This window comes from Flavobacterium soyae, from assembly GCF_045348165.1.
Lineage (GTDB): Bacteria > Bacteroidota > Bacteroidia > Flavobacteriales > Flavobacteriaceae > Flavobacterium > Flavobacterium soyae.
Genome location: NZ_CP150845.1, coordinates 513,549 through 538,887, shown reverse-complemented (window position 1 = coordinate 538,887; position 25,339 = coordinate 513,549). Strand labels below are relative to the sequence as shown.

General features: G+C 34.0%; 20 protein-coding genes, 2 tRNA genes and 1 rRNA gene. 16 read left to right on the top strand and 7 right to left on the bottom strand.

Annotated elements, in window-relative coordinates:
* The first annotated feature begins 929 nt into the window (after nt 1–929).
* Nucleotides 930–1,352, top strand: coding sequence for a YMGG-like glycine zipper-containing protein (locus AABD74_RS02540; protein WP_232682531.1), 423 nt, complete (start codon nt 930–932; stop codon nt 1,350–1,352).
* A gap of 61 nt (nt 1,353–1,413) precedes the next feature.
* On the opposite strand, the gene AABD74_RS02535 is transcribed toward AABD74_RS02540, so the two are convergent.
* Complete coding sequence (locus AABD74_RS02535; protein WP_406844591.1) at nt 1,414–3,225, bottom strand: hypothetical protein; 1,812 nt, start codon at nt 3,223–3,225, stop codon at nt 1,414–1,416.
* A 313-nt stretch (nt 3,226–3,538) separates the two neighbouring features.
* Between AABD74_RS02535 and AABD74_RS02530 the strand changes: the two genes are divergently transcribed.
* Complete coding sequence (locus AABD74_RS02530) at nt 3,539–5,926, top strand: penicillin acylase family protein (RefSeq protein ID WP_406844590.1); 2,388 nt, start codon at nt 3,539–3,541, stop codon at nt 5,924–5,926.
* A 175-nt stretch (nt 5,927–6,101) separates the two neighbouring features.
* Here AABD74_RS02530 and AABD74_RS02525 read toward each other — a convergent pair whose 3' ends face one another.
* The 3 genes from AABD74_RS02525 to AABD74_RS02515 all read right to left on the bottom strand — a co-directional run bounded on the left by AABD74_RS02525 (nt 6,102) and on the right by AABD74_RS02515 (nt 8,658).
* Nucleotides 6,102–6,551 (bottom strand): hypothetical protein, encoded by a 450-nt coding sequence (locus AABD74_RS02525; RefSeq protein ID WP_232682528.1) that lies wholly within the window; start codon nt 6,549–6,551, stop codon nt 6,102–6,104.
* Between the two features lie 151 nt (nt 6,552–6,702).
* The gene (locus tag AABD74_RS02520) at nt 6,703–8,163 is read right to left on the bottom strand and encodes a serine hydrolase (protein ID WP_406844589.1); all 1,461 of its coding nucleotides are present in this window, start codon (nt 8,161–8,163) and stop codon (nt 6,703–6,705) included.
* A gap of 171 nt (nt 8,164–8,334) precedes the next feature.
* Complete coding sequence (locus AABD74_RS02515; protein WP_406844588.1) at nt 8,335–8,658, bottom strand: hypothetical protein; 324 nt, start codon at nt 8,656–8,658, stop codon at nt 8,335–8,337.
* A 488-nt stretch (nt 8,659–9,146) separates the two neighbouring features.
* Between AABD74_RS02515 and AABD74_RS02510 the strand changes: the two genes are divergently transcribed.
* On the top strand, nt 9,147–10,490 hold the full coding sequence (locus AABD74_RS02510) for an FAD-dependent oxidoreductase (RefSeq protein ID WP_406844587.1): 1,344 nt from the start codon (nt 9,147–9,149) through the stop codon (nt 10,488–10,490).
* A 159-nt stretch (nt 10,491–10,649) separates the two neighbouring features.
* Here AABD74_RS02510 and AABD74_RS02505 read toward each other — a convergent pair whose 3' ends face one another.
* The gene (locus AABD74_RS02505; RefSeq protein WP_406844586.1) at nt 10,650–12,167 is read right to left on the bottom strand and encodes a helicase HerA-like domain-containing protein; all 1,518 of its coding nucleotides are present in this window, start codon (nt 12,165–12,167) and stop codon (nt 10,650–10,652) included.
* A 380-nt stretch (nt 12,168–12,547) separates the two neighbouring features.
* Here AABD74_RS02505 and AABD74_RS02500 point away from each other — a divergent pair, with 380 nt between their 5' ends.
* From AABD74_RS02500 to AABD74_RS02465, 8 genes are all read left to right on the top strand, one after another.
* Nucleotides 12,548–13,372 carry a MotA/TolQ/ExbB proton channel family protein gene (locus AABD74_RS02500; RefSeq protein ID WP_232682523.1) on the top strand — a complete coding sequence of 275 codons (825 nt, stop codon included), beginning with the start codon at nt 12,548–12,550 and terminating at the stop codon, nt 13,370–13,372.
* Between the two features lie 57 nt (nt 13,373–13,429).
* On the top strand, nt 13,430–14,056 hold the full coding sequence (locus tag AABD74_RS02495) for an ExbD/TolR family protein (protein WP_406844585.1): 627 nt from the start codon (nt 13,430–13,432) through the stop codon (nt 14,054–14,056).
* A 19-nt stretch (nt 14,057–14,075) separates the two neighbouring features.
* Nucleotides 14,076–14,639: an ExbD/TolR family protein gene (locus AABD74_RS02490; protein ID WP_406844584.1), complete on the top strand. Its 564-nt coding sequence runs from the start codon at nt 14,076–14,078 to the stop codon at nt 14,637–14,639.
* A 31-nt stretch (nt 14,640–14,670) separates the two neighbouring features.
* Nucleotides 14,671–15,471 carry an energy transducer TonB gene (locus AABD74_RS02485; RefSeq protein ID WP_406844583.1) on the top strand — a complete coding sequence of 267 codons (801 nt, stop codon included), beginning with the start codon at nt 14,671–14,673 and terminating at the stop codon, nt 15,469–15,471.
* A complete protein-coding gene (locus AABD74_RS02480; RefSeq protein ID WP_056208268.1) occupies nt 15,471–15,701 on the top strand; it encodes a hypothetical protein in 231 nt (76 codons plus the stop codon). Before AABD74_RS02485 ends, AABD74_RS02480 begins: the two co-directional genes overlap by 1 nt.
* A gap of 2 nt (nt 15,702–15,703) precedes the next feature.
* Nucleotides 15,704–16,627, top strand: coding sequence for a PstS family phosphate ABC transporter substrate-binding protein (locus AABD74_RS02475; protein ID WP_232682519.1), 924 nt, complete (start codon nt 15,704–15,706; stop codon nt 16,625–16,627).
* A 16-nt stretch (nt 16,628–16,643) separates the two neighbouring features.
* A complete protein-coding gene (locus tag AABD74_RS02470; protein ID WP_232682518.1) occupies nt 16,644–18,311 on the top strand; it encodes a tetratricopeptide repeat protein in 1,668 nt (555 codons plus the stop codon).
* Nucleotides 18,312–18,411: 100 nt separating this feature from the next.
* On the top strand, nt 18,412–19,044 hold the full coding sequence (locus tag AABD74_RS02465; RefSeq protein WP_406844582.1) for a 7-carboxy-7-deazaguanine synthase QueE: 633 nt from the start codon (nt 18,412–18,414) through the stop codon (nt 19,042–19,044).
* A gap of 78 nt (nt 19,045–19,122) precedes the next feature.
* On the opposite strand, the gene AABD74_RS02460 is transcribed toward AABD74_RS02465, so the two are convergent.
* Both AABD74_RS02460 and AABD74_RS02455 read right to left on the bottom strand, forming a co-directional pair.
* Complete coding sequence (locus tag AABD74_RS02460; RefSeq protein WP_406844581.1) at nt 19,123–19,668, bottom strand: YfiT family bacillithiol transferase; 546 nt, start codon at nt 19,666–19,668, stop codon at nt 19,123–19,125.
* A gap of 21 nt (nt 19,669–19,689) precedes the next feature.
* The gene (locus AABD74_RS02455) at nt 19,690–20,397 is read right to left on the bottom strand and encodes a class I SAM-dependent methyltransferase (RefSeq protein WP_406844580.1); all 708 of its coding nucleotides are present in this window, start codon (nt 20,395–20,397) and stop codon (nt 19,690–19,692) included.
* Nucleotides 20,398–20,471: 74 nt separating this feature from the next.
* Here AABD74_RS02455 and AABD74_RS02450 point away from each other — a divergent pair, with 74 nt between their 5' ends.
* From AABD74_RS02450 to AABD74_RS02430, 5 genes are all read left to right on the top strand, one after another.
* A complete protein-coding gene (locus tag AABD74_RS02450) occupies nt 20,472–20,966 on the top strand; it encodes a YkgJ family cysteine cluster protein (protein ID WP_406844579.1) in 495 nt (164 codons plus the stop codon).
* 106 nt (nt 20,967–21,072) lie between these two features.
* Entirely contained in the window at nt 21,073–22,308 is a 1,236-nt protein-coding gene (locus tag AABD74_RS02445; protein ID WP_406844578.1) for an ABC transporter permease, read from the top strand.
* 985 nt (nt 22,309–23,293) lie between these two features.
* Nucleotides 23,294–24,807 (top strand): 16S ribosomal RNA (locus tag AABD74_RS02440).
* 126 nt (nt 24,808–24,933) lie between these two features.
* Nucleotides 24,934–25,007 (top strand) — tRNA-Ile (locus AABD74_RS02435).
* A 169-nt stretch (nt 25,008–25,176) separates the two neighbouring features.
* Nucleotides 25,177–25,250 (top strand) — tRNA-Ala (locus AABD74_RS02430).
* The last annotated feature ends 89 nt before the right edge of the window (nt 25,251–25,339 follow it).

Below are 25,339 nucleotides of genomic sequence, written 5' to 3'. Positions count from 1 at the left end.
CAATTGCCTCCAGTTTTAACTGGAGGTATTAAAGATGAAGTTTGAAAAGGGCTTTAACCAAACTATACTTGTTTGGCTAAAGCCCTTTCCTTTTTGATCAAATTTTCATCCAGCTAAAGCTGGATGTAATTAATCTTTCTAAGTTTAATTAATTCAAGCTGCTAGTTTAATAATTCAATAAATAAATAGGTTCTAAAAAAGTTTAATCCCTACGGGCAATGTCATTAAGTTAAGAAGAAATCTATAAAATTACTTAACAGTTTAATTAAGAAAGTAATTAGAAAAATCAGTTTTTATCAGTGTTTTCGCTTTAGCGAATCAGTAAAATCAGCGTCTAATTGTGACGCGGATAAAACAGATTTACTTCGTAAAAACGCTGATAAACACGGATTTGATTTGCAATAATTTTATTTTCTAAAAGCTTAACTTAATGACATTGCCCTACGGGATATTTTTTCTGGCTGATTTTATTATTCTGCTGCCAATATTTAACTCCTAACGGAGTAACAAAAAAATATCTCGGAGAGATTACATATCGGTAGAAATCAGTTTATTCATTCAATTTTTGTCCCGTAGGGACTACACTTTATTAACTAGCAACTTGAATTTAACCTTTAACAGTCTGAAAGTTTTTTTGTTTCATGCAGATTCTGCAGATCTTACAGATTTTTTGATAAACTTTCTCAAAAGATTAATCTGCTTAATCTGCGTGAGTTTTTTAAGCATATTTTATTAAATCATTTTAATCCTTTAATCTGTGGCAATAAAACTTAACAACTTTGCGAGATTAAAACATTAAGTCAAATCCAAAATAATCTGCGGGAAAGAGGCTAAATCTTCTAATCTTATAACGTTTCTCAAAAATCATGTAATAATCGACATCGTATATATACCGTATTTTGTAGTGTATAATTTAAAAAACTGCAATCATGAAAGGCTTATATATAATTTTAGTGACAATACTTATCGCTTCTTGTCAAAATCAAAGTAAAGAAGATATAAACAAAGCCAAACAAGCCAGTATTGATTCAATGAAAATTGAGATTAACAAGCAGCGTATTATCGATTCAATGAAGACTGAAATGGCTAAGATAAAAGAAGAGCAGAAAATTGAATCTCAAAAAGTTGTTGTCGTACATCAAAATGATGGAACAGCTACTGCCACAACTACCAAAAAGAAAGGCTGGAGTGCAACTGCTAAAGGAGCCGTAATTGGTGCCGGAGTAGGAGCTGCAACCGGAGCAATTGTGAGTAAGAAAAAAGGCGAGGGTGCTATTATTGGTGGTTTAGCCGGTGCTGCTTTAGGAACTGGAACAGGTGCTGTTATTGACAGCAAGAATAAAAAAGAATAAATTTTAACATCTATAATACTAAAAACGCCGGTTTAGAAAACTCTAAATCGGCGTTTTGTTTTTATACTAATTCAAGTGTCGGAATTCGGATCGCATTTAATTCTGATTTATAAAAATCGAATTGATTTTTGATTTTTTCTTCCTCGGTTTTAAAATAAAAAGTTGATGAAAACAGATTCTGATAATATTCGATTCCTTCTAAAATATTTGCTTTAAAAGAATTCCATTTTTTAAGCTGGTTTGCTGTTACTTCGCCGGATATTGTTTCAATTTCATTTCTAAAATAATCAACATACATTTTTAATTCCTTCACAAATAAATTCGGACGCTCATTAGTTCTTAAAACTGATTTTCCTTGATAAATGTGCTGTACCATTTCTTTTAATGAAACTTCCTGGTCAAAATAAGCCAGGTTTGGTCCGGGACAAATTACTACGCCTTGTGCCTGGCCTTTAGTTTTAATGCCATTTTCAAGATAAGAAGCATTTGCTAAACCCACACATAAACATGATTTCTCAGTTATTTTGATTTTGCTTTTTTCAAAAGCATCAGCAGATAAAATATTTTTTATATTTTCTAATTCTGCCAGTTTAATATCCTGATATTTTTTAGATGCTGTACAAATTCCATGAGGATCATATTCTTTGCTTAACGCTAAAAATTTCTTTGGGCAGGAACTTCCGGCTTTATTCTCGTGAATTCTTTTTTGTTTCAAAAATTCATTTGTTGTGCCTTTTAAAGTATTAAATGGAACTCCTAAAGGCGAAATATTACTTAAATAAAAATCATCTTCTTTAGAATTCATTAATAAATTTCTCGTTTCCTGATCTACAGAGGTTGCTTCCGGAACCAATAAAAATGGAGATCCCCAGCCAACAGAATCGACTTGATATTCATCTAATAAAAATTCATGTTCTTCAGCTGTGCCAACGCCGCCCTGAACCGTAATTTTTAATTTTAAAGGATTTTCCGGAAAAGCTTGATTTTTTAGCTGTAAAGCTTTAATCATTAAATCGTGGGCTGATTGTACCAGCTGCTCTTTTTTCTGCTTGAATTCTTCTAAAATGGTGCCTAATAAGAGTCCGTCAGTAGCAAATGCATGACCGCCGCAGTTTAATCCGGATTCGATTCGGTATTCAGAAACCCAAAGCCCTTTTTTGGCCAGGAAATTTCCCTGAATCATAGCCGATCGAAAATCACTTACTTTTAGAATAATTTTCTTTTTAAGCTCATTATTTTCATTTGGGAAAAAATCTTTGAAGTTTTCAAAATAACTGTATAATCTGGGATTCATTCCGGCAGAAAGTACAACAGACGATTCCAGATTACTGTTTGCAAAACCTCTTAAAGCAGCGTGAGCGTCATTAAATTCAATTGGAAGCTGTTCGTTTTTGATAAAATTATCTTTGTCCAGCTTCGTCATAATGTTAACGTCGATTTCACCGGGAAAAAGATGCGTTTCGATATAATTCTGAATGTTTTCTTTAAAGGCGATTCCGTCATCCAGTAAATTCTGAAATCCTTTTTTAATGTCAGAAGTATTAGGCAGCATCGACATAAAATTTTCAAGAGCCGTTTTGCTTTCTGCTAATTCAGTTTTAAAATTTTCAAATTTTTCTTTTACGATTTTGTCAACTAAATTTAGGTATGAAGTAATTCTTTCGGCACGGTAATCGTGAAATTTTTGAGTGATTTCTTCGTACGGAATATTGAATTTAGTACTGTAAAAGTTACGCATCTTTTCAATTAAATCGTCATCGGCGATTGAAATAACAGACGAAATCCCGTATTGCGCAATACGAATTGGGCTGTCAATAGTATAGGCAAGGCCCATTACCGGTATATGAAAAGTATGCAAAGGCGTTTTTGTCATTTGTTTTCAGATTAAAATAAAAGCAAATGAAAAAAAAAATCTTTTTTAAAAACCTGATAATTGTCAGGTTTGTAGATTGTTTGCCATGAATTAAATATTTAATTTATTTGAGAAAAAATTTAGTGAAAATTCGTGTAATTCGTGGCAAAAAGAAAAAAGAAATTATGTTAATTACTCTTTTTTTACATATTGACATTTATAGGATTGATTTTAAATACATAAATTTAGGCTTTTAAAAAGAGGGATTATTACATTATTCTTCTTTTAGGTTACATCATTTTACAAACCTTGTTGTTTATACTTTTTGCAAAATATGAGAAGATTTAAAAAAATTCTGCTGGTTTTAGTACTACTTATAGTTGTAATCGGCATAGGTCTATGTGCCTATATTTTTCATTTGAAGCCCAAATATGAAGGTGAATTGCAATTGAAAAACCTCCAAAAGGAAACCACAGTATATTTTGATGAATTTGGAGTTCCTCATATTTATGCCGATTCTGAAAAGGATGCGATGACTGCACTTGGATATGTTCATGCGCAGGAAAGATTATGGCAGATGGAATTGCTTCGCAGAATTGCTCCAGGAAAATTATCAGAAATCTTCGGTTCTGTGGCACTTAAGAATGATAAGTTTTTTGCCGGAATTGGTATTGACGAAGCATCGGCGAAAGCTATTGCCAAATTAGATAAGAACAGTCCAAGTTATCAATTAACGATGGCATATTTGGATGGAATAAATCAATATTTAGAAGAGGGAACGACACCAGTTGAGTTTACATTGGTTGGCGTAAAAAAAGAAAAATTTACTATAAAAGATGTTTATAATATCTTTGGATATATGTCTTTTAGCTTTGCAATGGCTCAAAAAACAGATCCTTTATTGACCGATATTCGCAACAAATATGGAGCAGAATATTTGAAGGATTTGGGAATTGAAGGCGAATTTAATAATACACAGATCAAAAGCTCAAAAGAAAATATTGAAGATTATACGGCTGTTTCAAAATCGATTGCAGCATTGCTGGATAAATCGCCAATTCCGCCATTTATAGGAAGTAACAGCTGGGTTGCGGGGCCGCATAAAACAAAGAGCGGAAAAGTAATTTTTGCTAATGATCCGCATATTGGGTTTTCTCAGCCTGCAACCTGGTATGAAGCGCATTTAGTAACTCCAAAATATGAATTGTATGGTTGTTATCTGGCAGGAACCCCGTTTCCGCTGTTAGCGCACAATCGCGATTATGCTTATGGTTTAACGATGTTTGAAAATGATGATATCGATTTTTATCAGGAAAAAAATAAACCTGGAGATTCAAATCAATATCAAACCCCAACAGGTTTTGCAAATTACGAAATAAGAAAAAAAACTATTAAAGTAAAAGATACTTCAGATGTTGTTTTGACTATTAAGTCAAGCCGACACGGACCAATTATGAATGATTTACTGGAACGTCTGGATCGTAAACACCCAATTGCAATGTTGTGGACTTATACGCATCAGCCAATTCAAATTTTAGATGCTGCTTATGGTCTTTCGCATGCTAAAACCAAAGACGATTTTAAAAAAGCTGCCAGCTTAATTGCTGCGCCGGGATTAAATGTGATGTACGGCGATGCCAAAGGAAATGTGGGCTGGTGGGCAACAGGGAAATTGTATAAACACAATAAAGGCGTAAATACGCATTTAATTTTAGACGGTTCAAGCGGGAAAGATGATATTGTAGAATATTTAGATTTTTCTAAGAACCCATCGGCTGAAAATCCAAAATGGGGTTATGTATATTCGGCTAATAATCAGCCTGAAGCAATTGATGGGTATTTGTATCCGGGATATTATCTGCCGGAAGATCGTGCGAAAAGAATTTCTGGTTTAATGGATGCAAAATCTGACTGGGATAAAGAAGCGATCAGCAAAATGATTTATGATAATACATCGGAAGTTGCAGTTGGAACGGTTCAAAATCTAATTTCAAATATTGATCTTAATTCTATTTCGGCAGAAGAAAAAGAAGCTGTAAAGGCTTTAAAATCATGGAAAGGAACTACAAACTTGGAAGATGCTGCACCAACGATTTACAATAAATGGATTTATCTTTATTTAAAAAATACTTTTGAAGATGAAATGGGCGAAGACAATTTCAATATGTTTTTGGGAATTTCTATAGGGAAACAAGTTATTGCCAATCAAATTAAAAATGAAAATTCGGTTTGGTGGGATAATATAAAAACGAAAAATGTAAAAGAAACCAGAAAAGACATTATTTCAAAATCATTTCACGAGACGGCTGCATCACTTCAAAAACAATTAGGAACCACAATTGCAGATTGGAAATGGGGAGAAGTCCACACGGTAGAACATGAACATCCGTTAGGAAAAGTAGCAGCACTTCGCGGTTTGTTCAACGTTGGCCCATTTGCTTCGCCGGGCTCAAATGAAGTAATCAATAATTTATTTTTCGGTTTAACCAATGAAGGAAAGTATTATGTAAAAGGCGGTCCTTCAACCAGAAGAATTGTAGATTTCTCAGACATAGAAAACTGCTGGAGTATTTTGCCAACAGGACAATCCGGAAATCCTTTCAGCAAACATTACAGCGATCAGGCAGAAATGTACAACGCTGGAAAGTTTAGAAAAATGAAATTGAATAAAGAGGAAATTATAAAAACATCTACGAAACTGGTTTTGAAACCTAAAGGGTAGTTTGTTTTGTTTTGTTTCAAGTTTTAGGTTTCAAGTTTTAGGTTTCAAGTTTTGCGCTGCGAAATCTTTGTCAAAGTTTCAAACTTCGACAAAGATTTTGAGACTTAAAAAAACTTTGAACCTTTGTTACTTTGTCCCTTTGAACCTTTACTTAGAAACTTAGCATCTCAGAACCTTACTTAGAAATATACTTCCCCTTTACAATATCATTTGCAAAAATGTTCAGGTTATTAGTAAGCACTTTACTTGTAGTCATAATATTTTGGGTTTGATATGCCGTATCTTTCTCGTATGCTTTTAGTAAAGTCTCTAATTCGACTTCATCATACACAACAAAAAGATTGTAGACCGCATCCCTGAAATTTTTGTAATTGATACTTTCCGTAATTTCCATTGCTTTTTGTTCGTTCCAGCCTTCTTTTGCCGAAGCTTCATTGATTTTAGCTAAACAAAAATCAATTACGTAGGTTTTGTAATGTGCGGCTTCAATGATTTTGTCTACAATAATTTTGTTTTGCTGTGTGGGCATTGCCGGAGGAGGCGGATTTACTTGCGAAATAGAAATAGTTGGAATAAACAGGCATAGGAATAAAGCCAGAAAAACATGCTTTTTTAGATTTTTCATAGGTTATTTTAGTTGTTTTGGGTACGGCTAAAATAATATTTTTTATGATAAATCATCAAATCTGAATGTTACAAGTTATAACAAAAAAACTCCGATAAAACAGATTTAAAATCGATTTTATCGGAGTTGGTTTTAAGAGATTTTCTAAAAATTATTTGGCTTTATTTTTTGAAAGTTCTTCTAATACTTTTTTTCCATTTTCATTCGAAGGATCAAGTTCGACTGATTTAGAATAATTGGTAAAAGCCATTTTTTTATCACCATGGGCTAAATAAGCTTCGCCTAAACTATCGTATACATTTCCTGATTTTGGGAAAGCTTCTACATTAATTTTAAAAACTTCGATGGCTTCTTTCTTTTTTCCGGCTTGCAATAATTGATAACCTGCATCATTCATGTCGCCTTCTTTAATACCATAAGTTGGATCGCTTTTTAATTTCTTATAAGTATCTAAACCTGCAGTTGTACCTTTTTCTTTAAAAATGTCTAAAAGTTCAAGTGCCATTGATTTCTTCGGCTGCTCAAATGGTTTGTTGTACAAAATAGCACGAATTGCATCATTCATTTCACCTAAAACAGTTCCGCCTGTGTTATTCAATAAAACAATCAGATTTTTATCTGCAGGATAACGAGAGATTATTGTATTAAAACCGTTAATCCCGCCCCCGTGACCTATGGTTTTTAGTTTTACTTTATCTCCATTATCCACTTCATCAATAAACCAGCCGTAACCGTAAGAAGCTCTTCCTAAACTTATATAAGACTTAAATAATGATTCCATTGATTTTTCTGAAAGTATTTTATTGCCATATAGGGCCTGATCCCAAAGATATAAATCTTCTACAGTCGAGTATAAAGAGCCTGCTGCATAAGGAATACTCATGTCAATAAAAGAAGAGTTAACAAAATTTTTTCCTTGTTTTTCATAACCGGCTGCTCTGTTTTTAAGTATAACTTCGCTATGGTCAAAACCTGTGTTTACCAGTTTTAAAGGCGTAAGAATAGTTTCCTGTAAATATTGTTCGTATGTTTTGCCTGTTACTTTTTCAATAATATAACCCAATAAAAAGTAACCGGAATTGCTATAGTTAAATTTTTCGCCTGGTTTAAAATCAAGAGGCAGTTTATTAAATGTTTTTACAAAGTTTTCCGGAGTATAAGGGGTACGGCTTTTATCTTTAAGAAAGTTTGGTGCAGCAGTATAATTTGGAATTCCGGATGTATGCGTAAGCAAGTTATGAATAGTGATTTTATCTCCAGTTTCTTTTGGATAATCAGGCAAATAAGTTGTGATTGGAACATCCAGTTTTAGTTTACCATCTTCAGCCAGTTTTACAATTAAAAAGGCTGTGAATTGTTTGGTGATAGAGCCTAATCTGAATTTAGTGTCGGGTTGATTTGGAATATTCCATTCCATATTTGCCAGACCAAAACCCTTTTTAAAGATTACTTTTCCGTTTTCGGAAACTAAAGCAGATCCGTTAAATTGTCCATATTCATTGTATTTGGCTAAAAGATCTTCGATTTGTTTTGTCTTTTCCTGCGCAAAAACAGTTATTGTAAAAAGCTGCAGTATTATGCATAGTGCAATTAGTTTGATTGATTTTTTCATAATGATGAGTTATGGGTTTAGTTAATGAATGATTCGTTTTTGATTGATGATTGAAATTTATAAAATATAGATATTCAGTATGTTGAATCGAAATTACGATTTTTTTATTTGAATTAAATCTATGAGCTTAAAATGTTAGACGATTAAATTAGCTTTTGGTTTCACTATTAATCATTTTTTTTTTATTTTATTTTCAATCAAGACGAATTCGAGCATAAATTTAAACCTTCTATTATTAGTTTTGGGCTGAATATTTACCAAAACTTTATTAGTCATTTGCGAACAAAAGTAAATGCCTTCATTCATTTCGTATTTGTTTTTACTGGTATGAACTTCTATAACATTTCCAGTTACAATAGCAAGATTAAAACAGCCATTTGGTAAAACGAGTTTATTTTCGATCAGGCTTTCGCCGATGCTGTTATCCAGACACCAAATTTTATTGACAAACCTTTCAGCTTTTGGGGTTACATAATGTTCTGAGTAGAGGTTCATTTTTGGGTTTTTCTATATGGTATTCAGTAATCTTAAAATTGTAGACTAAAATAAGATTTTTTCTATTACATTCTTTAAAGCAAACTCCCCTAATAATCTCGTTAGTATTCTGATATTCTTCTAAAATAATTTCTGATTACTGCAATTTTTTTTTACGCTGATTTAGCAGATTTTTGTAAAGCATAATTTATCTGCTCAATCAGCTAAATCTGCGTGAAAAAATCATTACAATTTGAATAATCTGTGGCTAAATAGAAACTTAACAACTCTGCGGCTTTGCGAGATTTTTTCGCCAGTTAAGATTTTATTTAAACGAAATGACTTCTTTTGAAAATCTAAATATATCTAATAAAACAGGATTTTGTTATGAAACCGGGTATATATGTCCCAATAAATATTTGGTGTTTAAGGTTAAATATTTGTTGTAATTTAAAGCTTATGTACAATTATTACTTATTTTTACGATCTTATATATTAGATTTTCCCCGATGCAAACTTCTCTAAAAATTGCTGTTGTAGGTTCTGGACTTGTAGGATCGCTGTTGGCAATTTATCTTAAAAAAGCAGGTCACACAGTTCATGTTTATGATCGCAGCCCTGATATTCGAAAAATAAATTTTTCTGGCCGTTCTATTAATCTTGCAATGTCTAATCGTGGATGGAAAGCCCTTGATGGTGTTGGAGTTGGAGATGCGGTTCGGGAAATTGCAATTCCGATGGGTAAACGTGCTATACATTTAGTCGATAAACTCAATTTTCAGAATTACGGACAGGAAGGCGAATCGATTTATTCGATTTCTCGAGGAAAGCTAAACAGAAAAATGATTGATTTGGCCGAAAATGCCGGAGCAGAATTTCATTTTGAACAAAAAATCTGGGATGTAACGCTGAGCGATGCGACTTTGCACATTGGCGAAAGCGAAAGAGGCGAGTGGGAGGAGAGAAAATATGATATGGTTTTTGGTGCCGATGGTGCTTTTTCGAGAATCCGCCACAGAATGCAGCGTCAGAGCATGTTTAATTATTCTCAGGAATTTTTAAATATGGGTTATAAGGAATTGAATATTCCGGCAAATGCTGACGGAACACATAAATTAGATAAAAATTCTTTTCATATTTGGCCGAGAGGCGAATATATGTTAATTGCACTTCCTAACCTTGACGGAAGTTTTACCTGCACTTTATTTATGCCTTTTGAAGGAGCTAATTCTTTTGAATCGCTTACAGATCGTAAAATGGTAGAAGATTTCTTTGAGAAAAACTTCCCTGATTCGATAGAAGTGATTCCGGAACTGGCAAATGATTTTTTTAAAAACCCAACAAGTACTTTGGTAACGATGAAATGTTTCCCTTGGACTTACGAAGATAAAATTGCTTTGATTGGAGATGCCTGCCATGCTATTGTTCCGTTTTACGGACAAGGAATGAATGCCGGTTTTGAAGATATTACGGTTTTAAATGAAATGATTGAGAAATTTGGAGATGACTGGAAAAAGATTTTCTCTGAATATCAAATTTCACGCAAACCAAATGCCGATGCAATTGCGGAACTTTCCTATCGAAATTTCATGGAAATGAGTACCAAAACAGCAGACGAAAAATTCTTATTGCAAAAGAAAATAGAAAAAGTCTTCTCAGATAAACATCCGGATAAATGGATCCCGCTTTATAGCCGTGTTACCTTTAGTGACCGCCCGTATGCCGAAGCTTTGGCAATTGGGGATTTCCAAAACGCAATTATGGATGAAGTTTTAAAACTGGACAACATAGAAAATATCTGGGACTCACCAGAAGTTGAAAACAAAATTTTAGAATTGCTGCAAAACGCATAATTTTTTAAACCATATAAGTTATATAAGTTAATATAATGCTTTGCGAATAATAATAAACCAGACAGGTTTTAAAACCTGTCTGGTTTGGTATTTAGTGACTTAATATAATTCAACATATAAATTAAATGAACTTATATAACTTATATGGTTTAATATTTTTTACTTCTTAAAGATTTTGGTTAAAACGCCAAATACACCTCTTATAAAAGTAGCACTAGTTACTACTTTTAAAACAGATTTCCCTACTACACTTGCTGTGCTTGGTTCTGCTTTTGAAGATCTTGTAGGTTCCTCTTCTTCTCGTTGAGCTGCAGCTTCATTGGCATCGGTTATTTTTTTAGTTAAGATTTCGTAGGCGCTTTCACGGTCAATTTCTTCAGCGTATTTTTTAACCAATTTCGATTTACTGTTTATTTCTTCAATCTCTGAAGCCGATAAAATATCCATTCGGCTTTGCGGCGCACGCATCATTGTAGCAACAAGCGGCGTTGGAACTCCTTTTTCGTTTAGTGCTGTTACCAAAGCTTCTCCAATTCCTAAACTTGTCAGCAATTCATCGGTTTTATAATATTCAGAAGTTGGGTAATTATCGGCTGTTTTTTTAATCGCCTGACGATCATTTGCTGTAAAAGCTCTAAGTGCATGCTGAATTTTTAATCCTAATTGTGCCAAAACACCGCTAGGAACATCCATTGGGTTTTGAGTCACAAAATAAACTCCGACACCTTTAGAACGAATTAGTTTTACAATCGTTTCAATTTGTTCTAATAATGCTTTGCTAGCTTCATTAAATATTAAATGTGCTTCATCTATAAAAATTACCAGTTCTGGCTGTTCTGCATCACCTTTTTCAGGCATTTTTTGATAAATCTCAGCCAAAAGACTTAACATGAAAGTAGAGAATAATTTTGGTTTATCCTGAATATCCGTCAAGCGGATGATGTTTACATAACCTTTTCCGTTTTCGTCAATTCGCATTAAATCATCAGTTTCAAAAGACAATTCGCCAAAAAACAAATCACCGCCCTGCTGTTCCAGTTCAATAATTTTTCTAAGAATCGTTCCGGTTGTAGCAGTTGAAATTTTGCCATAACTGGCTGCAATTTCATCTTTACCCTCTTCTGTAATATAATTGATAACCTTTTTAATGTCTTTTAAATCTAATAAAGGCATTTGCTTGTCATCACAATATTTAAAGATAACCGCAACAACTCCAGCCTGAGTGTCATTTAAATCTAAAATCCTCGAAAACAAAACCGGACCAAATTCTGAAACCGTCGCACGCAGACGAACTCCGTTTTGTTTAGACAAAGACATTAACTCAACCGGAAATGCGGCTACATTATAAGGTACATTTATTTTAGCATGTCGTTCTGTAATAAAACCTTCTTCTTTTCCTTCTTTTGCAATACCGCTAAAATCACCTTTTATATCCATCATCAAAACCGGAATTCCGACATTTGACAATTGTTCAGAAAAAACCTGAATTGTTTTTGTTTTTCCGGTTCCTGTGGCTCCGGCAATAAGACCGTGGCGGTTTAAGGTTTTTAAAGGAATCTTGACATGAGCCTCAGCAATTGCTTCTCCATCTAAAATTGCGCCCCCAAGAATTATAGAGTCACCTTTGGCAGAATAACCGTTATTTATCTCCTGAATGAAATTATCTTTTTTATTCATGTTTTTATTTGTAATTTAGATGATTATAAGGGTTTTGTTTGATTTTTTAACAATTTAACTATCTTTTTTTTAGTAGGAAAATGCTTTTTTTGATTGAAATAAACATAAAAAATAAATTCGCAGCTTTTTAAGAAGATTTCAATGGATTGTTTGAATATTTACTAAAACGTTGTAATTTTTTTATTAATCGCCTTTTTTTTTGTTTTATCATAAAAAAGACACCGACAAATTAATGAGATATTTTTTAATTTGACGTTAAATTTCCTTCAATAAAATTAAAAAAAGTTTTTTTATTTAAACTAAACGTATAAATTTGCTACCCTACAAGTTAAATATAACTAAAAAATAAAAATTATTTAAAACTATTAAAATTTAAAAAAATGGCAAACGTTAAAGTTAAAAAAGAAAGCACTTCAAATGGAGGAGGGATGATTACAGGAATCATTATTGTTGCGTGTATTTTGGTTGGGGTGTTTATTTGGAAAGTAATCATGGGAGATGCTGCTAACTTCGAAGGAGGTAACCCTGAAACTGGACATCCAATCAATACATTAGGACAAGTTTATAAAGGAGGATTTATTGTACCGGTATTATTAGGTATGTTTTTAATGGTTGTTGTTTTTTCAATTGAAAGATTCATTGTTATTGGTAAAGCTGCAGGAAAAGCTAACCTTGACAAATTCATGAAAAACGTTCAAGGAAGTATTAAAGAAGGAAACATCGAGGCTGCTATCGCTTCATGTGACAAACAACAAGGTTCAGTTGCAAACGCAATTAAATCTGCTTTGATTAAATATCAAGACGTTAAAAAAGAAGGTTTCAACAGTGAAGAAGCTTCAGAAGTAATCCACAAAGAAATCGAAGAGGCAACTTCATTAGAAATGCCAATGTTAGAAAAAAATATGACTATTATCTCTACTTTAGTATCATTAGGAACTTTAGGAGGATTATTAGGAACTGTATCAGGTATGATTAAAGCGTTTGGTGCGTTAGCTTCTGCTGGAACTCCTGACCAGGCTGCTCTTGCAACTGGTATCTCTGAGGCACTTATCAACACTGCTACAGGTATCTCTACATCTATCTTAGCAATTGTTTCTTACAACTTCTTTACTGCTAAAATCGATGATTTAACTTACTCTATCGATGAGGCTGGTACTACAATCGTGAATACTTACAGAAGATTCAGAGGAAGTTTGAAACAATAATTAATTTTTGATATTAATAATTACAATTAATTATATCAAAATAAAAATAAAAAGATAATGGCTAAAATAAAAATGAAAAAGAAGTCAACATCGACAGATATGACTGCCATGTGTGATGTTGCGTTCCTTTTGCTTACGTTCTTTATCTTGACCGCTACTGCTAAAGTGCCTGAAGCGCTTCCTGTAGATATGCCTTCTTCTACTGTACAAAGTAAATTACCAGATTCTGATTTGGCAATTATTACAATAGGTAAAGGAAAAGACGGGAAAAGCAAAGTGTTTTTTGACATTAAAGGGAGAGAGATTCGTAAAAGAACTCTTGAAGGAATGGGTGCAAAATTCGGTGTAACTTTTTCAGAAGATGATAAAACTAAATTTGCTTTAATGGATGACTTTGGTGTTCCGGTAACAAATTTGAAGCAAATCATTGACATGAAAGCATCTGATAGAGTTAAAGCGGATCAACCTGGAATTCCAATCGATTCTTTAGACAATCAATTAAAAGAGTGGCTTCTTGTTTCAAGAAGAGCTGCAATTGATCTTGATGATAAAGAATTGCAGATTGCAATTAAAGGAGATGCTAAAGAACAATATCCACAAATCAAAAAGATTATGGATATTTTACAAGATCAAAAAATCAATTCCTTTAACTTAGTTACAGGTATGAGAGGAAAAGACTTTTAATTAAAAAAGATACACTAAAATGGCTGAATTAAATACCGGCGACGGTGGTGGCGGAAAAGGTGGCAAAGTAAGAAGTAAAAAGCAGAATTCGAAAGTCGATTTAACGGCAATGGTGGATTTGGCATTCTTATTGATCACGTTCTTTATGTTAACCACATCGTTGTCAAAACCTCAATCGATGGATTTGTCTCTTCCAGATAAAAGTCCAGACAAGATAGATGAGAAACCAGTTAAAGTAGATGAGAATCGTACAATGACTGTTATGTTAGGTGCTGATAATAAAATGATTTACTATATGGGGTTATTAGAGTCTCCTATAGCTGGACCAAAAGATATTACCTATGGTAAAGACGGGATTCGTAGAGAAGTTCTTAAAAGAAAGAAATCAGTTTTAGAATATTCTACAGCTTTGGGTAAACCTAAAAATGGAATCATTGTTATTATCAAACCAACTAAAAAATCAACTTACCGTAATTTAGTTGATATATTAGATGAAATGGCGATTACTGGAGTTGAGACTTATGCAATCGTTCCTGAGTTTACTCCTGAGGAAACAAAATTGATCGATAAAAAACAAGAGTAATTTTGTTTTAACATCCTAATAATCAAGAAAAATGAAATTAGATATAATTAAAAATCAGTGGCTTGATATCGTATTCGAAGGGCGTAATAAGATATATGGTGCATATGAGTTAAGAAAATCGAACACAAAAACTACGGTAAAAGCACTTATCATAGGTTCGATCATTTTTAGCTTTGCTGTAGCAGCTCCTCTTATTGCAAGCTTTTTGCCAGATTCTAGTGCAGATGAAGAGAATAAAGATATTAAGATCGCGACAGTAAAATTACCTCCTAAAAAAGAGGAAGTTAAGCCTAACCAACCACCGCCACCGCCACCGCCGCCAAAAGTGGATCAGGTAAAGTTCGTGAAACCTGTGGTTGCTAAAGCAAATGAAGTTACTGAAGATCCTCCAAAAATTGAGGATTTGAAAGATAAGAAAGTGGGTTCTGAAACAATCAAGGGAGATCCGGATGCAGTTTTAACTGTTGATGAGCCAGTAGGTACAGGACCAGTTTCTCAAGTAGTAGAAGAAGATAACAGTGTATATAACACAGCTGGTATCGAAGTAAAACCTGATTTCCCTGGAGGGATGGATAAATTCTACAAATTCGTAGGAAATAATTACAAGACTCCGGAAGAAGAAGGTTTAAAAGGTAAAGTTTACGTTACTTTTGTAGTTGAAAAAGACGGTTCATTAACCGACATTAAAGTTTTAAGGGATATCGGTTACGGTACAGGAGCAGAAGCAATTCGTGTTCTTAAAAAATGTCCAAGATGGACTCCTGGCGAGCAAAATGGTAAAAAAGTTAGGGTTCTTTACTCTTTACCTATTACTATTCAATCTGCAGAATAATGTTAAAAAATATGCTTAATAATATTCAGAAGAAATCGCTCAAAGAGCGATTTCTTCTTGTTTTAGGAATACTGTTTTTTTTAATATATCTTGTACTGGGTTTAATGATAATGTTTTGGGAAAAACTTCCTTTAAATATGGAACCTAAATACAGATATGCTTTTGGCGGATTGCTCATTGTTTATTCAGCAATACGTTTTTTAAGATTAATAAATTCAAATACAGAATAATTATGCTAAAAAACAGCAGGTTTTTAGGTTTGGTTGTTTTTGTTTTTTTGTTTGCAATGTGTAACCAAAAAAGCAAGAATGAATCTGATAAAGAAACGATTCTAAAAGGTACTTTAGAAATTACAGTTGATGAAACTGTAAAACCAATTGTTGAAGACCAGGTTGCGGTTTTTGAAGGAACTTACTACAATGCAAAAATTTCACTTAAGCCTAAATCTGAAGCTGAACTTATAAATGATCTGCTAAATCAAAAAGCTAAAGTTGCAGTTACAACCAGAGATTTAACTAAAGAAGAAATCAGCAGATTCGAAAAAAGTAAAATTAAACCTAGAATCACTCCTTTTGCTATAGATGCTATTGCATTAATTTCTAACAAAAGTAATAATGATACATTAATTGCGTTGAAAACTGTAATTGACTTTATGCAAGGTAAATCAGATCCTGGAATTAAAGGTTTGGTGTTTGATAACCCAAATTCAAGTACAGTTCGATATATGAAAGAACTGGCAAAAGTAAAAGATGTTTCAACAAAGAATGTTTTTTCTTTTAAAACAAATGATGAAGTAATTAAATTTGTTTCTGAAAATGATGGAATGATTGGTGTAGTTGGAGTAAATTGGTTATCACAGCCGTCACCAAATATGGTTGATGTTGTGAAAAAAATAAATGTATTGAGTGTAAAAGGATTAAATGATGATAAATATTATAATCCTACACAAAATGATCTTGCAGAAGTGAAATATCCTTTGGCACGTGATTTGTTTATAATTAACTGTCAGGGTTATTCTGGATTAGGAATGGGGTTTGCCTCATTTGTTGCAGGAGACATCGGACAGAGAATAGTTTTAAAATCCGGATTACTTCCAATAAGAACTCCAGGTAGAAAACTTAAAATTAGAAATGAAATTTTAAAAGATAACGAATAAATTAATTACTATAAAGATGAATAAATTTAAAATTTTTAGTCTTGCTATGGTTGCTTCAGCTTCTGTTGCAAATGCGCAAGATATTAAAGAAGCAAAAAAGGCAATCGATGCTGAACAGTTTCAAAAAGCAAAAACATTACTTAAATCAATCATCAAAGCGAAACCTTCAGATGGTGAGGCTAATTTTGTTTTAGGGAATATTTACTTAAATCAAAGTGTTGTAGATTCTGCTAAAATCTATTACTTAAACGGAATTGAAGCATCAGATAAGAAAAACTTAAACTATATTGGTTTAGGTCAAATCGATCTTGATAATAAAAACACAGCTAGTGCACAAGCTAACTTTGCTTTAGCTACAAAAGATATTAAGCGTAAAGATGTAGATGAATTTATTTACATCGGTAAAGCTTACATGAACTCTGTAAATCCTGATTACACAAATGCAGTTGCAAGTTTGAAAAAAGCTTTACTAATCGAACCGCAAAATGCAAGTGCGCTTTTGGCTATCGGAGATGCATATTATGGAGCTAACAATCAAAATGATGCTTACAAGGCTTACCGTGATGCTTTTACAGCAGATCCAACTCTTTTGAGAGCAAAAATGCAATTAGGTGTTTTATTGAAAGGAGCAAAATCTTACGATGAAGCTATTAAATCTTTCAATGAAGTTATTGCTCTGAACGCAAATTATGGCCCAGTTTACAGAGAATTAGCTGAAACATATTACAAATGGGGAAGAAACAAGCCTTCTACAGCTAAAGTTAATTTGCAAAATGCAATTACAAACTACGAAAAATACCTAAGCCTAACAGATTATTCTTTAGATTCTAAAATGCGTCACGCAGATTTCTTGATCTTGGTAAAAGATTATAAGAGTTTAGAAACTGTTGCAAACAAAATGATTGCTGAAGATAAAGTAAATCCTAGAATCTTTAGATATTTAGGTTACGCTGCTTACGAAAATGGAAACGTTGATGTCGCTATTAAATCTATCGAAGATTATATCAAAACTCCAACGAATAAAGTAATTGGCAGAGATTATTTATATTTAGGTTTATCTAAAATTAAAAAAGGAACAAATGCTGAAGGTGCTGTAGATCAGGCTTCGTTTGACGCAGGTATTGCAGACATCAAAAAAGCAATTGAATTAGAGCCATTAGTAGTTGAAGAACTTAACGATTTAGGAAAAGCTTTATTTGGAAAAAAACAATTTGCTCAGGCAGCTTCTATCTTTGAATTTGGTGCAAACAACAAAGATTCTAAGAACTACTTAGATGATAACGTTTATTATGGTATTTCAGTTTACTATGCAAATGCTAATAAAACTGGCGGAGCTGCGGATGCTGCTCAGTTAGCTAAAGCAGATGCTGCTTTTGATAGAATCTTAGTTGCATCTCCAACTTACGACGAGGCTTACTTATATAAAGGAAGAATCAACAACTTGTTAGAAAAAGATGATTTAATTATCAAAAACTACGAAGAATACGTTGCTAAAACAACTGCAAAAGGCGCTGAAGAATTAGCAAAACCTGCTACAGTTAAAAAAATCGTAGAAGCTTATAACAGTATTGGAGCAAGTTATGCAAACACTGATAAAGCAAAAGCAATTGAATATTTCAATAAAACTTTAGTTTTAGATCCGGCAAATACATACGCTTCACAATCAGTGAAAGCTTTAAAATAATATAGTTTTAAACTAATTTATTAAACCGATAGTTCACTTTGAACTATCGGTTTTTTTGTTCCATAATTAATTGACTATCTTTGCACATTAAATTAAAATAATGTTACCAAAAGAAATACAATTAGAAGTAAACAAAGGAGCAATGCTGCCTTTGATGGAAGAATTTTATACCATTCAGGGCGAAGGTTTTCATACCGGAACCGCTGCTTACTTCATTAGAATTGGAGGCTGTGATGTTGGGTGTCACTGGTGTGATGTAAAAGAGAGCTGGAATGCAGAACTGCATCCGCCAACAAATATCGATGTAATTGTAAATAATGCTTCAAGTTATGCAAATACGGTTGTGGTTACCGGCGGAGAACCGCTTACATGGGACATGACGCTATTGACGCAGCAATTAAAAAATAAAAACTTAAAAGTTCATATTGAAACTTCTGGAGCTTATCCATTATCTGGAATCTGGGACTGGATTTGCCTATCACCAAAGAAAAATAAACTTCCAATGCCGGATGTTTACGCAAATGCGAATGAATTAAAAGTAATTATTTATAATAAACACGATTTTATCTTTGCAGAAGAACAAGCAGAATTGGTTAATGATAATGCCATTTTGTTTCTTCAGCCAGAGTGGAGTAAAAAAGAAGAAATGACTCCGTTGATTGTAGATTATGTAATGAATAATCCGAAATGGAGAGTTTCACTTCAAACGCATAAGTATTTAAATATACCATAAAGCATAAAAAAAACTCTCCAAATTTGGAGAGTTTTTTTTATGTAATAAATATACATTGTATAAAAAATGCACAATATGTTATTTCCAGTTTTTGTGTTTTTTCAAATTGGTAATATGTGCTAAATGATGATTTCCGTGCCAGGCATACATTCCAATAATTTGTTGAATTAGATATTCCGAATTATTTTCAGGATGAATAAATGACTTTTCTAAATCAACTTCGGATAAATTTCTCATTATATAAGCTAATCTAAAATGCAGTCCATTCAATAAATTTAGTGTTGGAGCGATTGGCATCGTTAAACTATCAGGCAGTTCAGACCATAATTTTTCATCATATGGTTTTATAATCGGATTGTTTTCAGTTAAAGCCCACTTTAATCTAATGTAACAATTCATGTGACTTTCGGCGCAATGATGAATTACTTGTCGAACAGTCCAGCCTTCAGGACGATACGGTGTGTCTAATTGCTCATCGCTTAAATCAATTGTTTCTTTTTTTAATTTTTCAGGAAAACCAGCGATTTCTTCGATTTTTTCTGAGATATATTCAAACGAATATTCATTGGGGGCAATAAATTTTCCAATAGGATATTTTAATTTTTCTAAATCTAATTTTTCCATGATTTCAATATTTGTTTTGTGTTAAATAGAAAGTCTGGCTAGATAATCGTAATGCTCACCTTCCATAACTAATTCACATTTTAATCCGTTTGCAATTGCGGCATTCTGCAGGGTATTATAATCGAGATACAGCCAGTAAAAAGTTTCTTCTTTCTCTCCTTTATATGATATAGTAAAAGTAAGCTCTCCATAATACTCTGTTTCAGAAGGAATCCATTTTCCACCGTCCTCATCTTCGTCAAACATATAGATAATATCTGAGCTGTCAATTAAAATTTGCCCGTTTGGATTCAAAAGTGATTTTAATTTTGATAAATACATATTGCAGTTTTCTAATTTTCCAAAAATACCGGTTCCGTTCATTAGTAAAATAATTGTATCAAATTTTTCTCCTTCAAAATCTAATATATTTTCAACTATAGCGTTTTTTAATCCGCGAAGCTTACAAGTTTCAATTGCTTTTTCAGAAATATCTATTGAAGTAACATCTAAATTGCGGTCATTTTGTAAAGACAAACTGTGACTTCCTGCTCCGCATCCCACATCTAAAGTTTTTCCCGTTGCAAGCTGTAAAGCCTTTTGTTCAATTTTCGGCATTTCATCATAAGAGCGGAATAAATATTCAACGCTCATTTCATCTTCTTCAGAAATTGAAGTTTCAGTAATAATATCTTCGGGCGAATTATTAGTCTGGAAATCATACATCGCTTTCCCAAAAAGATCTTTCATCGTAATTTAGTTCAAAGTTTAAGGTTTCAAGTTTAAAGTTGTTTAATTTTGCAGCTCAACTTTAAATATTAAACTTGAAACAGATTTTAAATAACTTAAATAAGTTAGCCAAAGATAAGCATATCGAAAACAAAAAGTATTTTGATAAGCTGAAAAAGAAACAGCCAAAGAATTTAGATTACGTTATGCAGGACTTGCATGATACCGAATTTAAAAAAACGGATTGTTTGCAATGTGCCAATTGCTGTAAAACAACTGGGCCTTTATTTACTTTGGCAGATATTGAAAGAATATCAAAATCTTTCAGACAAAAACCACAACAATTTATTGATCAGTATCTTCGTATTGATGAAGATAAAGATTATGTTTTAAAAAGCGTTCCTTGTACATTCCTGGATAGTGAAAATTATTGTTTAATTTACGATGTAAGACCGAAAGCCTGTCGAGAGTTTCCGCATACAGATCGCAAAAAGTTTCATCAAATTGCAGATCTGACTTTAAAAAATGTTGCAATTTGTCCTGCTGCTTATAATATAGTAGAAGAAATGAAAAAGAAATTACCGCTTTAAGCTTTTAAAAAGCATTGTTGCTTTAAGATTATACATTTCGCTTTTTTAAATGTATTTTTGAATAACGTGGAATCGAACAAGAAATATAAATCATAACAGAACCCTATTGAATCTAGAATACTTTATAGCAAAAAGACTTATCACTGCCAAAGATTACAAAAGCAGTATATCGGCACCAATTATTAAAATTGCCATTTCCGCAATTGCAATTGGCATAATTATGATGATCGTTTCTGTGGCAACCGGAATTGGATTACAGCAAAAAATACGCGAAAAAGTTTCTGCTTTCAACGGCCAGATCATTATTTCGAATTACGACAACAATAATTCAGAGATAACCTTAATACCAATTTCAAAAAAACAGGATTTTTATCCAAATTTCAAATCAGTTCCTGAGGTAAGCCATATTCAGGCAGTCGCAAGCAAAGCCGGAATAATCAGAACGGAAAACGCCTTTGAAGGAATTGTTTTTAAAGGAGTAGGAGCAGATTACAATTGGAATAATATAAAAGAGTATTTAGTAGAAGGTAAATTACCTGATTTTTCAAAAACACTAAACGAAGAAGTTATCATCTCAAGATTTCTTGCAGATCGATTGAATTTAAAATTAGGAGACAGCTTCAATACCTTCTTCATAAAAGAAGAACAAGGCAAACTGCCAAACAGCCGCCGATTTAAAATTGCAGGAATTTTTAGTTCAGGATTTCAGGATTTCGATGCTGCATATATAATAGGAGATATTCGTCATATTCAGCGAATCAATAAATGGAGTCCGGATCAGGTTGGAGCATTTGAAGTTTTTGTAAAAGACTTTACGACTATTAAAGAAACAGGAAACCAGATTTATGAACAAATCTCTTCAAATCTCGATACAAAAACAATTACCGAAAAGTACAGCTATATTTTTGACTGGCTTCAGCTTTTCGATTTCAATATAATTGTAATTCTTGCCATAATGATTCTGGTAGCTACAATTAATATGGTAGTAGCATTATTGGTTCTTATTTTAGAACGCACACAAATGATTGGAATTCTAAAGGCATTAGGTGCAAATAACTGGACGGTCCGCAAAGTTTTTCTATACAATGCATTCTACCTAATTGTTCGAGGATTATTTTGGGGCAACTTAATTGGGATTTCGTTACTGTTAATTCAACAGCAATTCGGAATCATCCATCTAAATCCCGAAAACTACTATGTGAACCAAGCTCCCGTATATTTAAATTGGGGTTATATAGCTCTGTTGAATTTGTTAACTATAACAGTATGCTTCTTAGTATTATTAATTCCTTCCTATATAATAACAAAAATCTCTCCTGTAAAAGCAATTCGTTTCGATTGATTGATTAAAACAACATATTTCACTAACCCGACAGTTTTCAAAACCAGTCGGGTTTGTTTTTTATATGCATATATAATATAAGTATGAAATTATAATTACGCCCCAATTTTCGTAGAGGCGCACAGCAGTTCGTCTTGTGTGCAAAGTAATTTAATCCACCAACATATTACATATAGTATATATGTCCGTCTGAACGCAGTCGAAGTCTTTAAGTTTAGAATTTGTGATTTCATAATTGCAATTTTCAGGAGCTATTTCCCGCTATCCGCTTCAATCTTTTGTGCCAAACCCCGGCACAAAAGGATTTTCGCTGCTATCGGGGCTAGGAAATTCGTTTTCAAAACATAATTATTGTTTATAAAACGGCTTTAAAACATAAAAACTCTTCAAAAACGGTATTGGTGAAAGGGTATAAAATAAGGAAAAAGCAATGTTTTGCAGAAAAACCTTATAATTTTTCAAAAAAGTTTAAATTGTAAAACTTGTGTTATCAGGGAGTTAAGAAATAATTACAAAAAAGATTAAAAATAGTTTGAGAAAAGGCTTGCGTAACTGGAATTGTTGTGTACTTTTGCACCCGCAACAGCGAAAGACGTTCCCTGAAACACTGGCAAGAAATGAAAATCAAAACTGAAAAATTTTTCAGAAAAAAGATTAAAAAAAGCTTGTGAGATTTGAAAATGCTTTTTACATTTGCACCCCGCAAAACACGGAAGTTCATTGAGAGACTGGAGGAGAAATTAAGAAAAAAGAAACGAAAAAAAAGTTTCAAATTTTTTTAAATTTTTCTTGCGAGAAACAAAAAGAAGTTTTAGTTTTGCACCCGCTTTGAGAGACAAGCGGAAAACAAAAAGAAATACGTTCGTAGACATATTGAATTGACAGCCGTTCCGATGCAGATCGGAACAAAAGAATAAGAGTAATAGAATCGGTAAGATTAGAATAAACCACTAGAGGAAGCGTCGAATATATAATATTACAATATACGATGAAGAGTTTGATCCTGGCTCAGGATGAACGCTAGCGGCAGGCTTAACACATGCAAGTCGAGGGGTATATGTCTTCGGATATAGAGACCGGCGCACGGGTGCGTAACGCGTATGCAATCTGCCTTTCACAGAGGGATAGCCCAGAGAAATTTGGATTAATACCTCATAGTATAATCAAGCCGCATGGTTTAATTATTAAAGTCACAACGGTGAAAGATGAGCATGCGTCCCATTAGCTAGTTGGTAAGGTAACGGCTTACCAAGGCAACGATGGGTAGGGGTCCTGAGAGGGAGATCCCCCACACTGGTACTGAGACACGGACCAGACTCCTACGGGAGGCAGCAGTGAGGAATATTGGACAATGGGCGCAAGCCTGATCCAGCCATGCCGCGTGCAGGATGACGGTCCTATGGATTGTAAACTGCTTTTGTACGAGAAGAAACATCCCGACGTGTCGGGACTTGACGGTATCGTAAGAATAAGGATCGGCTAACTCCGTGCCAGCAGCCGCGGTAATACGGAGGATCCAAGCGTTATCCGGAATCATTGGGTTTAAAGGGTCCGTAGGCGGTTTAGTAAGTCAGTGGTGAAAGCCCATCGCTCAACGGTGGAACGGCCATTGATACTGCTGAACTTGAATTATTAGGAAGTAACTAGAATATGTAGTGTAGCGGTGAAATGCTTAGATATTACATGGAATACCAATTGCGAAGGCAGGTTACTACTAATGGATTGACGCTGATGGACGAAAGCGTGGGGAGCGAACAGGATTAGATACCCTGGTAGTCCACGCCGTAAACGATGGATACTAGCTGTTGGGGGCAACTTCAGTGGCTAAGCGAAAGTGATAAGTATCCCACCTGGGGAGTACGTTCGCAAGAATGAAACTCAAAGGAATTGACGGGGGCCCGCACAAGCGGTGGAGCATGTGGTTTAATTCGATGATACGCGAGGAACCTTACCAAGGCTTAAATGTAGATTGACCGTTTTGGAAACAGAACTTTCGCAAGACAATTTACAAGGTGCTGCATGGTTGTCGTCAGCTCGTGCCGTGAGGTGTCAGGTTAAGTCCTATAACGAGCGCAACCCCTGTTGTTAGTTGCCAGCGAGTCATGTCGGGAACTCTAACAAGACTGCCAGTGCAAACTGTGAGGAAGGTGGGGATGACGTCAAATCATCACGGCCCTTACGCCTTGGGCTACACACGTGCTACAATGGCCGGTACAGAGAGCAGCCACTGGGTGACCAGGAGCGAATCTATAAAGCCGGTCACAGTTCGGATCGGAGTCTGCAACTCGACTCCGTGAAGCTGGAATCGCTAGTAATCGGATATCAGCCATGATCCGGTGAATACGTTCCCGGGCCTTGTACACACCGCCCGTCAAGCCATGGAAGCTGGGGGTGCCTGAAGTCGGTGACCGCAAGGAGCTGCCTAGGGTAAAACTGGTAACTAGGGCTAAGTCGTAACAAGGTAGCCGTACCGGAAGGTGCGGCTGGAACACCTCCTTTCTAGAGCCTTAGTGTTAGCTATATGCACGCTGAGGGAAAAAGATGCGAAACCTATTGGTTTTAGTCTGAGATTGTATTACTCTTGCTGTTAATTTAAAAAAAATAATGAAAACTTAAGTAAAACAGAGTCTCGTAGCTCAGCTGGTTAGAGTACTACACTGATAATGTAGGGGTCGGCAGTTCGAGTCTGCCCGGGACTACTTTTTAAGAATTGTTAATTATAAATTATGAATTGTAAATTATAAAAACAACAAATTAAAAACTGAAAACTTAAGAAATAAAGGAAATTCTGGAAGCTGGGATTCACCAAAGAAATTAGATAGGAATTTAAATCTAAAATCTGAATTCTACAATCTAAGATTGAAAAATGGGGGATTAGCTCAGCTGGCTAGAGCGCCTGCCTTGCACGCAGGAGGTCAACGGTTCGACTCCGTTATTCTCCACGATTTTAGTCATAAAGATTAAAGTCATAAAGTCCAAAGTGATTTACTTTAAGACTTTAGACTTTAGACCTTGGGCTAAATAAAAGTTC

Coding starts and splice junctions, on each gene's coding strand:
- AABD74_RS02525 (WP_232682528.1), bottom strand. CDS start 6,551: ATGAAAAATCTAAAAAAGCATGTTTTTCTGGCTTTATTCCTATGCCTG.
- AABD74_RS02490 (WP_406844584.1), top strand. CDS start 14,076: ATGGCTGAATTAAATACCGGCGACGGTGGTGGCGGAAAAGGTGGCAAA.
- AABD74_RS02535 (WP_406844591.1), bottom strand. CDS start 3,225: ATGACAAAAACGCCTTTGCATACTTTTCATATACCGGTAATGGGCCTT.
- AABD74_RS02495 (WP_406844585.1), top strand. CDS start 13,430: ATGGCTAAAATAAAAATGAAAAAGAAGTCAACATCGACAGATATGACT.
- AABD74_RS02520 (WP_406844589.1), bottom strand. CDS start 8,163: ATGAAAAAATCAATCAAACTAATTGCACTATGCATAATACTGCAGCTT.
- AABD74_RS02475 (WP_232682519.1), top strand. CDS start 15,704: ATGCTAAAAAACAGCAGGTTTTTAGGTTTGGTTGTTTTTGTTTTTTTG.
- AABD74_RS02505 (WP_406844586.1), bottom strand. CDS start 12,167: ATGAATAAAAAAGATAATTTCATTCAGGAGATAAATAACGGTTATTCT.
- AABD74_RS02460 (WP_406844581.1), bottom strand. CDS start 19,668: ATGGAAAAATTAGATTTAGAAAAATTAAAATATCCTATTGGAAAATTT.
- AABD74_RS02540 (WP_232682531.1), top strand. CDS start 930: ATGAAAGGCTTATATATAATTTTAGTGACAATACTTATCGCTTCTTGT.
- AABD74_RS02500 (WP_232682523.1), top strand. CDS start 12,548: ATGGCAAACGTTAAAGTTAAAAAAGAAAGCACTTCAAATGGAGGAGGG.
- AABD74_RS02465 (WP_406844582.1), top strand. CDS start 18,412: ATGTTACCAAAAGAAATACAATTAGAAGTAAACAAAGGAGCAATGCTG.
- AABD74_RS02480 (WP_056208268.1), top strand. CDS start 15,471: ATGTTAAAAAATATGCTTAATAATATTCAGAAGAAATCGCTCAAAGAG.
- AABD74_RS02470 (WP_232682518.1), top strand. CDS start 16,644: ATGAATAAATTTAAAATTTTTAGTCTTGCTATGGTTGCTTCAGCTTCT.
- AABD74_RS02515 (WP_406844588.1), bottom strand. CDS start 8,658: ATGAACCTCTACTCAGAACATTATGTAACCCCAAAAGCTGAAAGGTTT.
- AABD74_RS02530 (WP_406844590.1), top strand. CDS start 3,539: ATGAGAAGATTTAAAAAAATTCTGCTGGTTTTAGTACTACTTATAGTT.
- AABD74_RS02455 (WP_406844580.1), bottom strand. CDS start 20,397: ATGAAAGATCTTTTTGGGAAAGCGATGTATGATTTCCAGACTAATAAT.
- AABD74_RS02485 (WP_406844583.1), top strand. CDS start 14,671: ATGAAATTAGATATAATTAAAAATCAGTGGCTTGATATCGTATTCGAA.
- AABD74_RS02510 (WP_406844587.1), top strand. CDS start 9,147: ATGCAAACTTCTCTAAAAATTGCTGTTGTAGGTTCTGGACTTGTAGGA.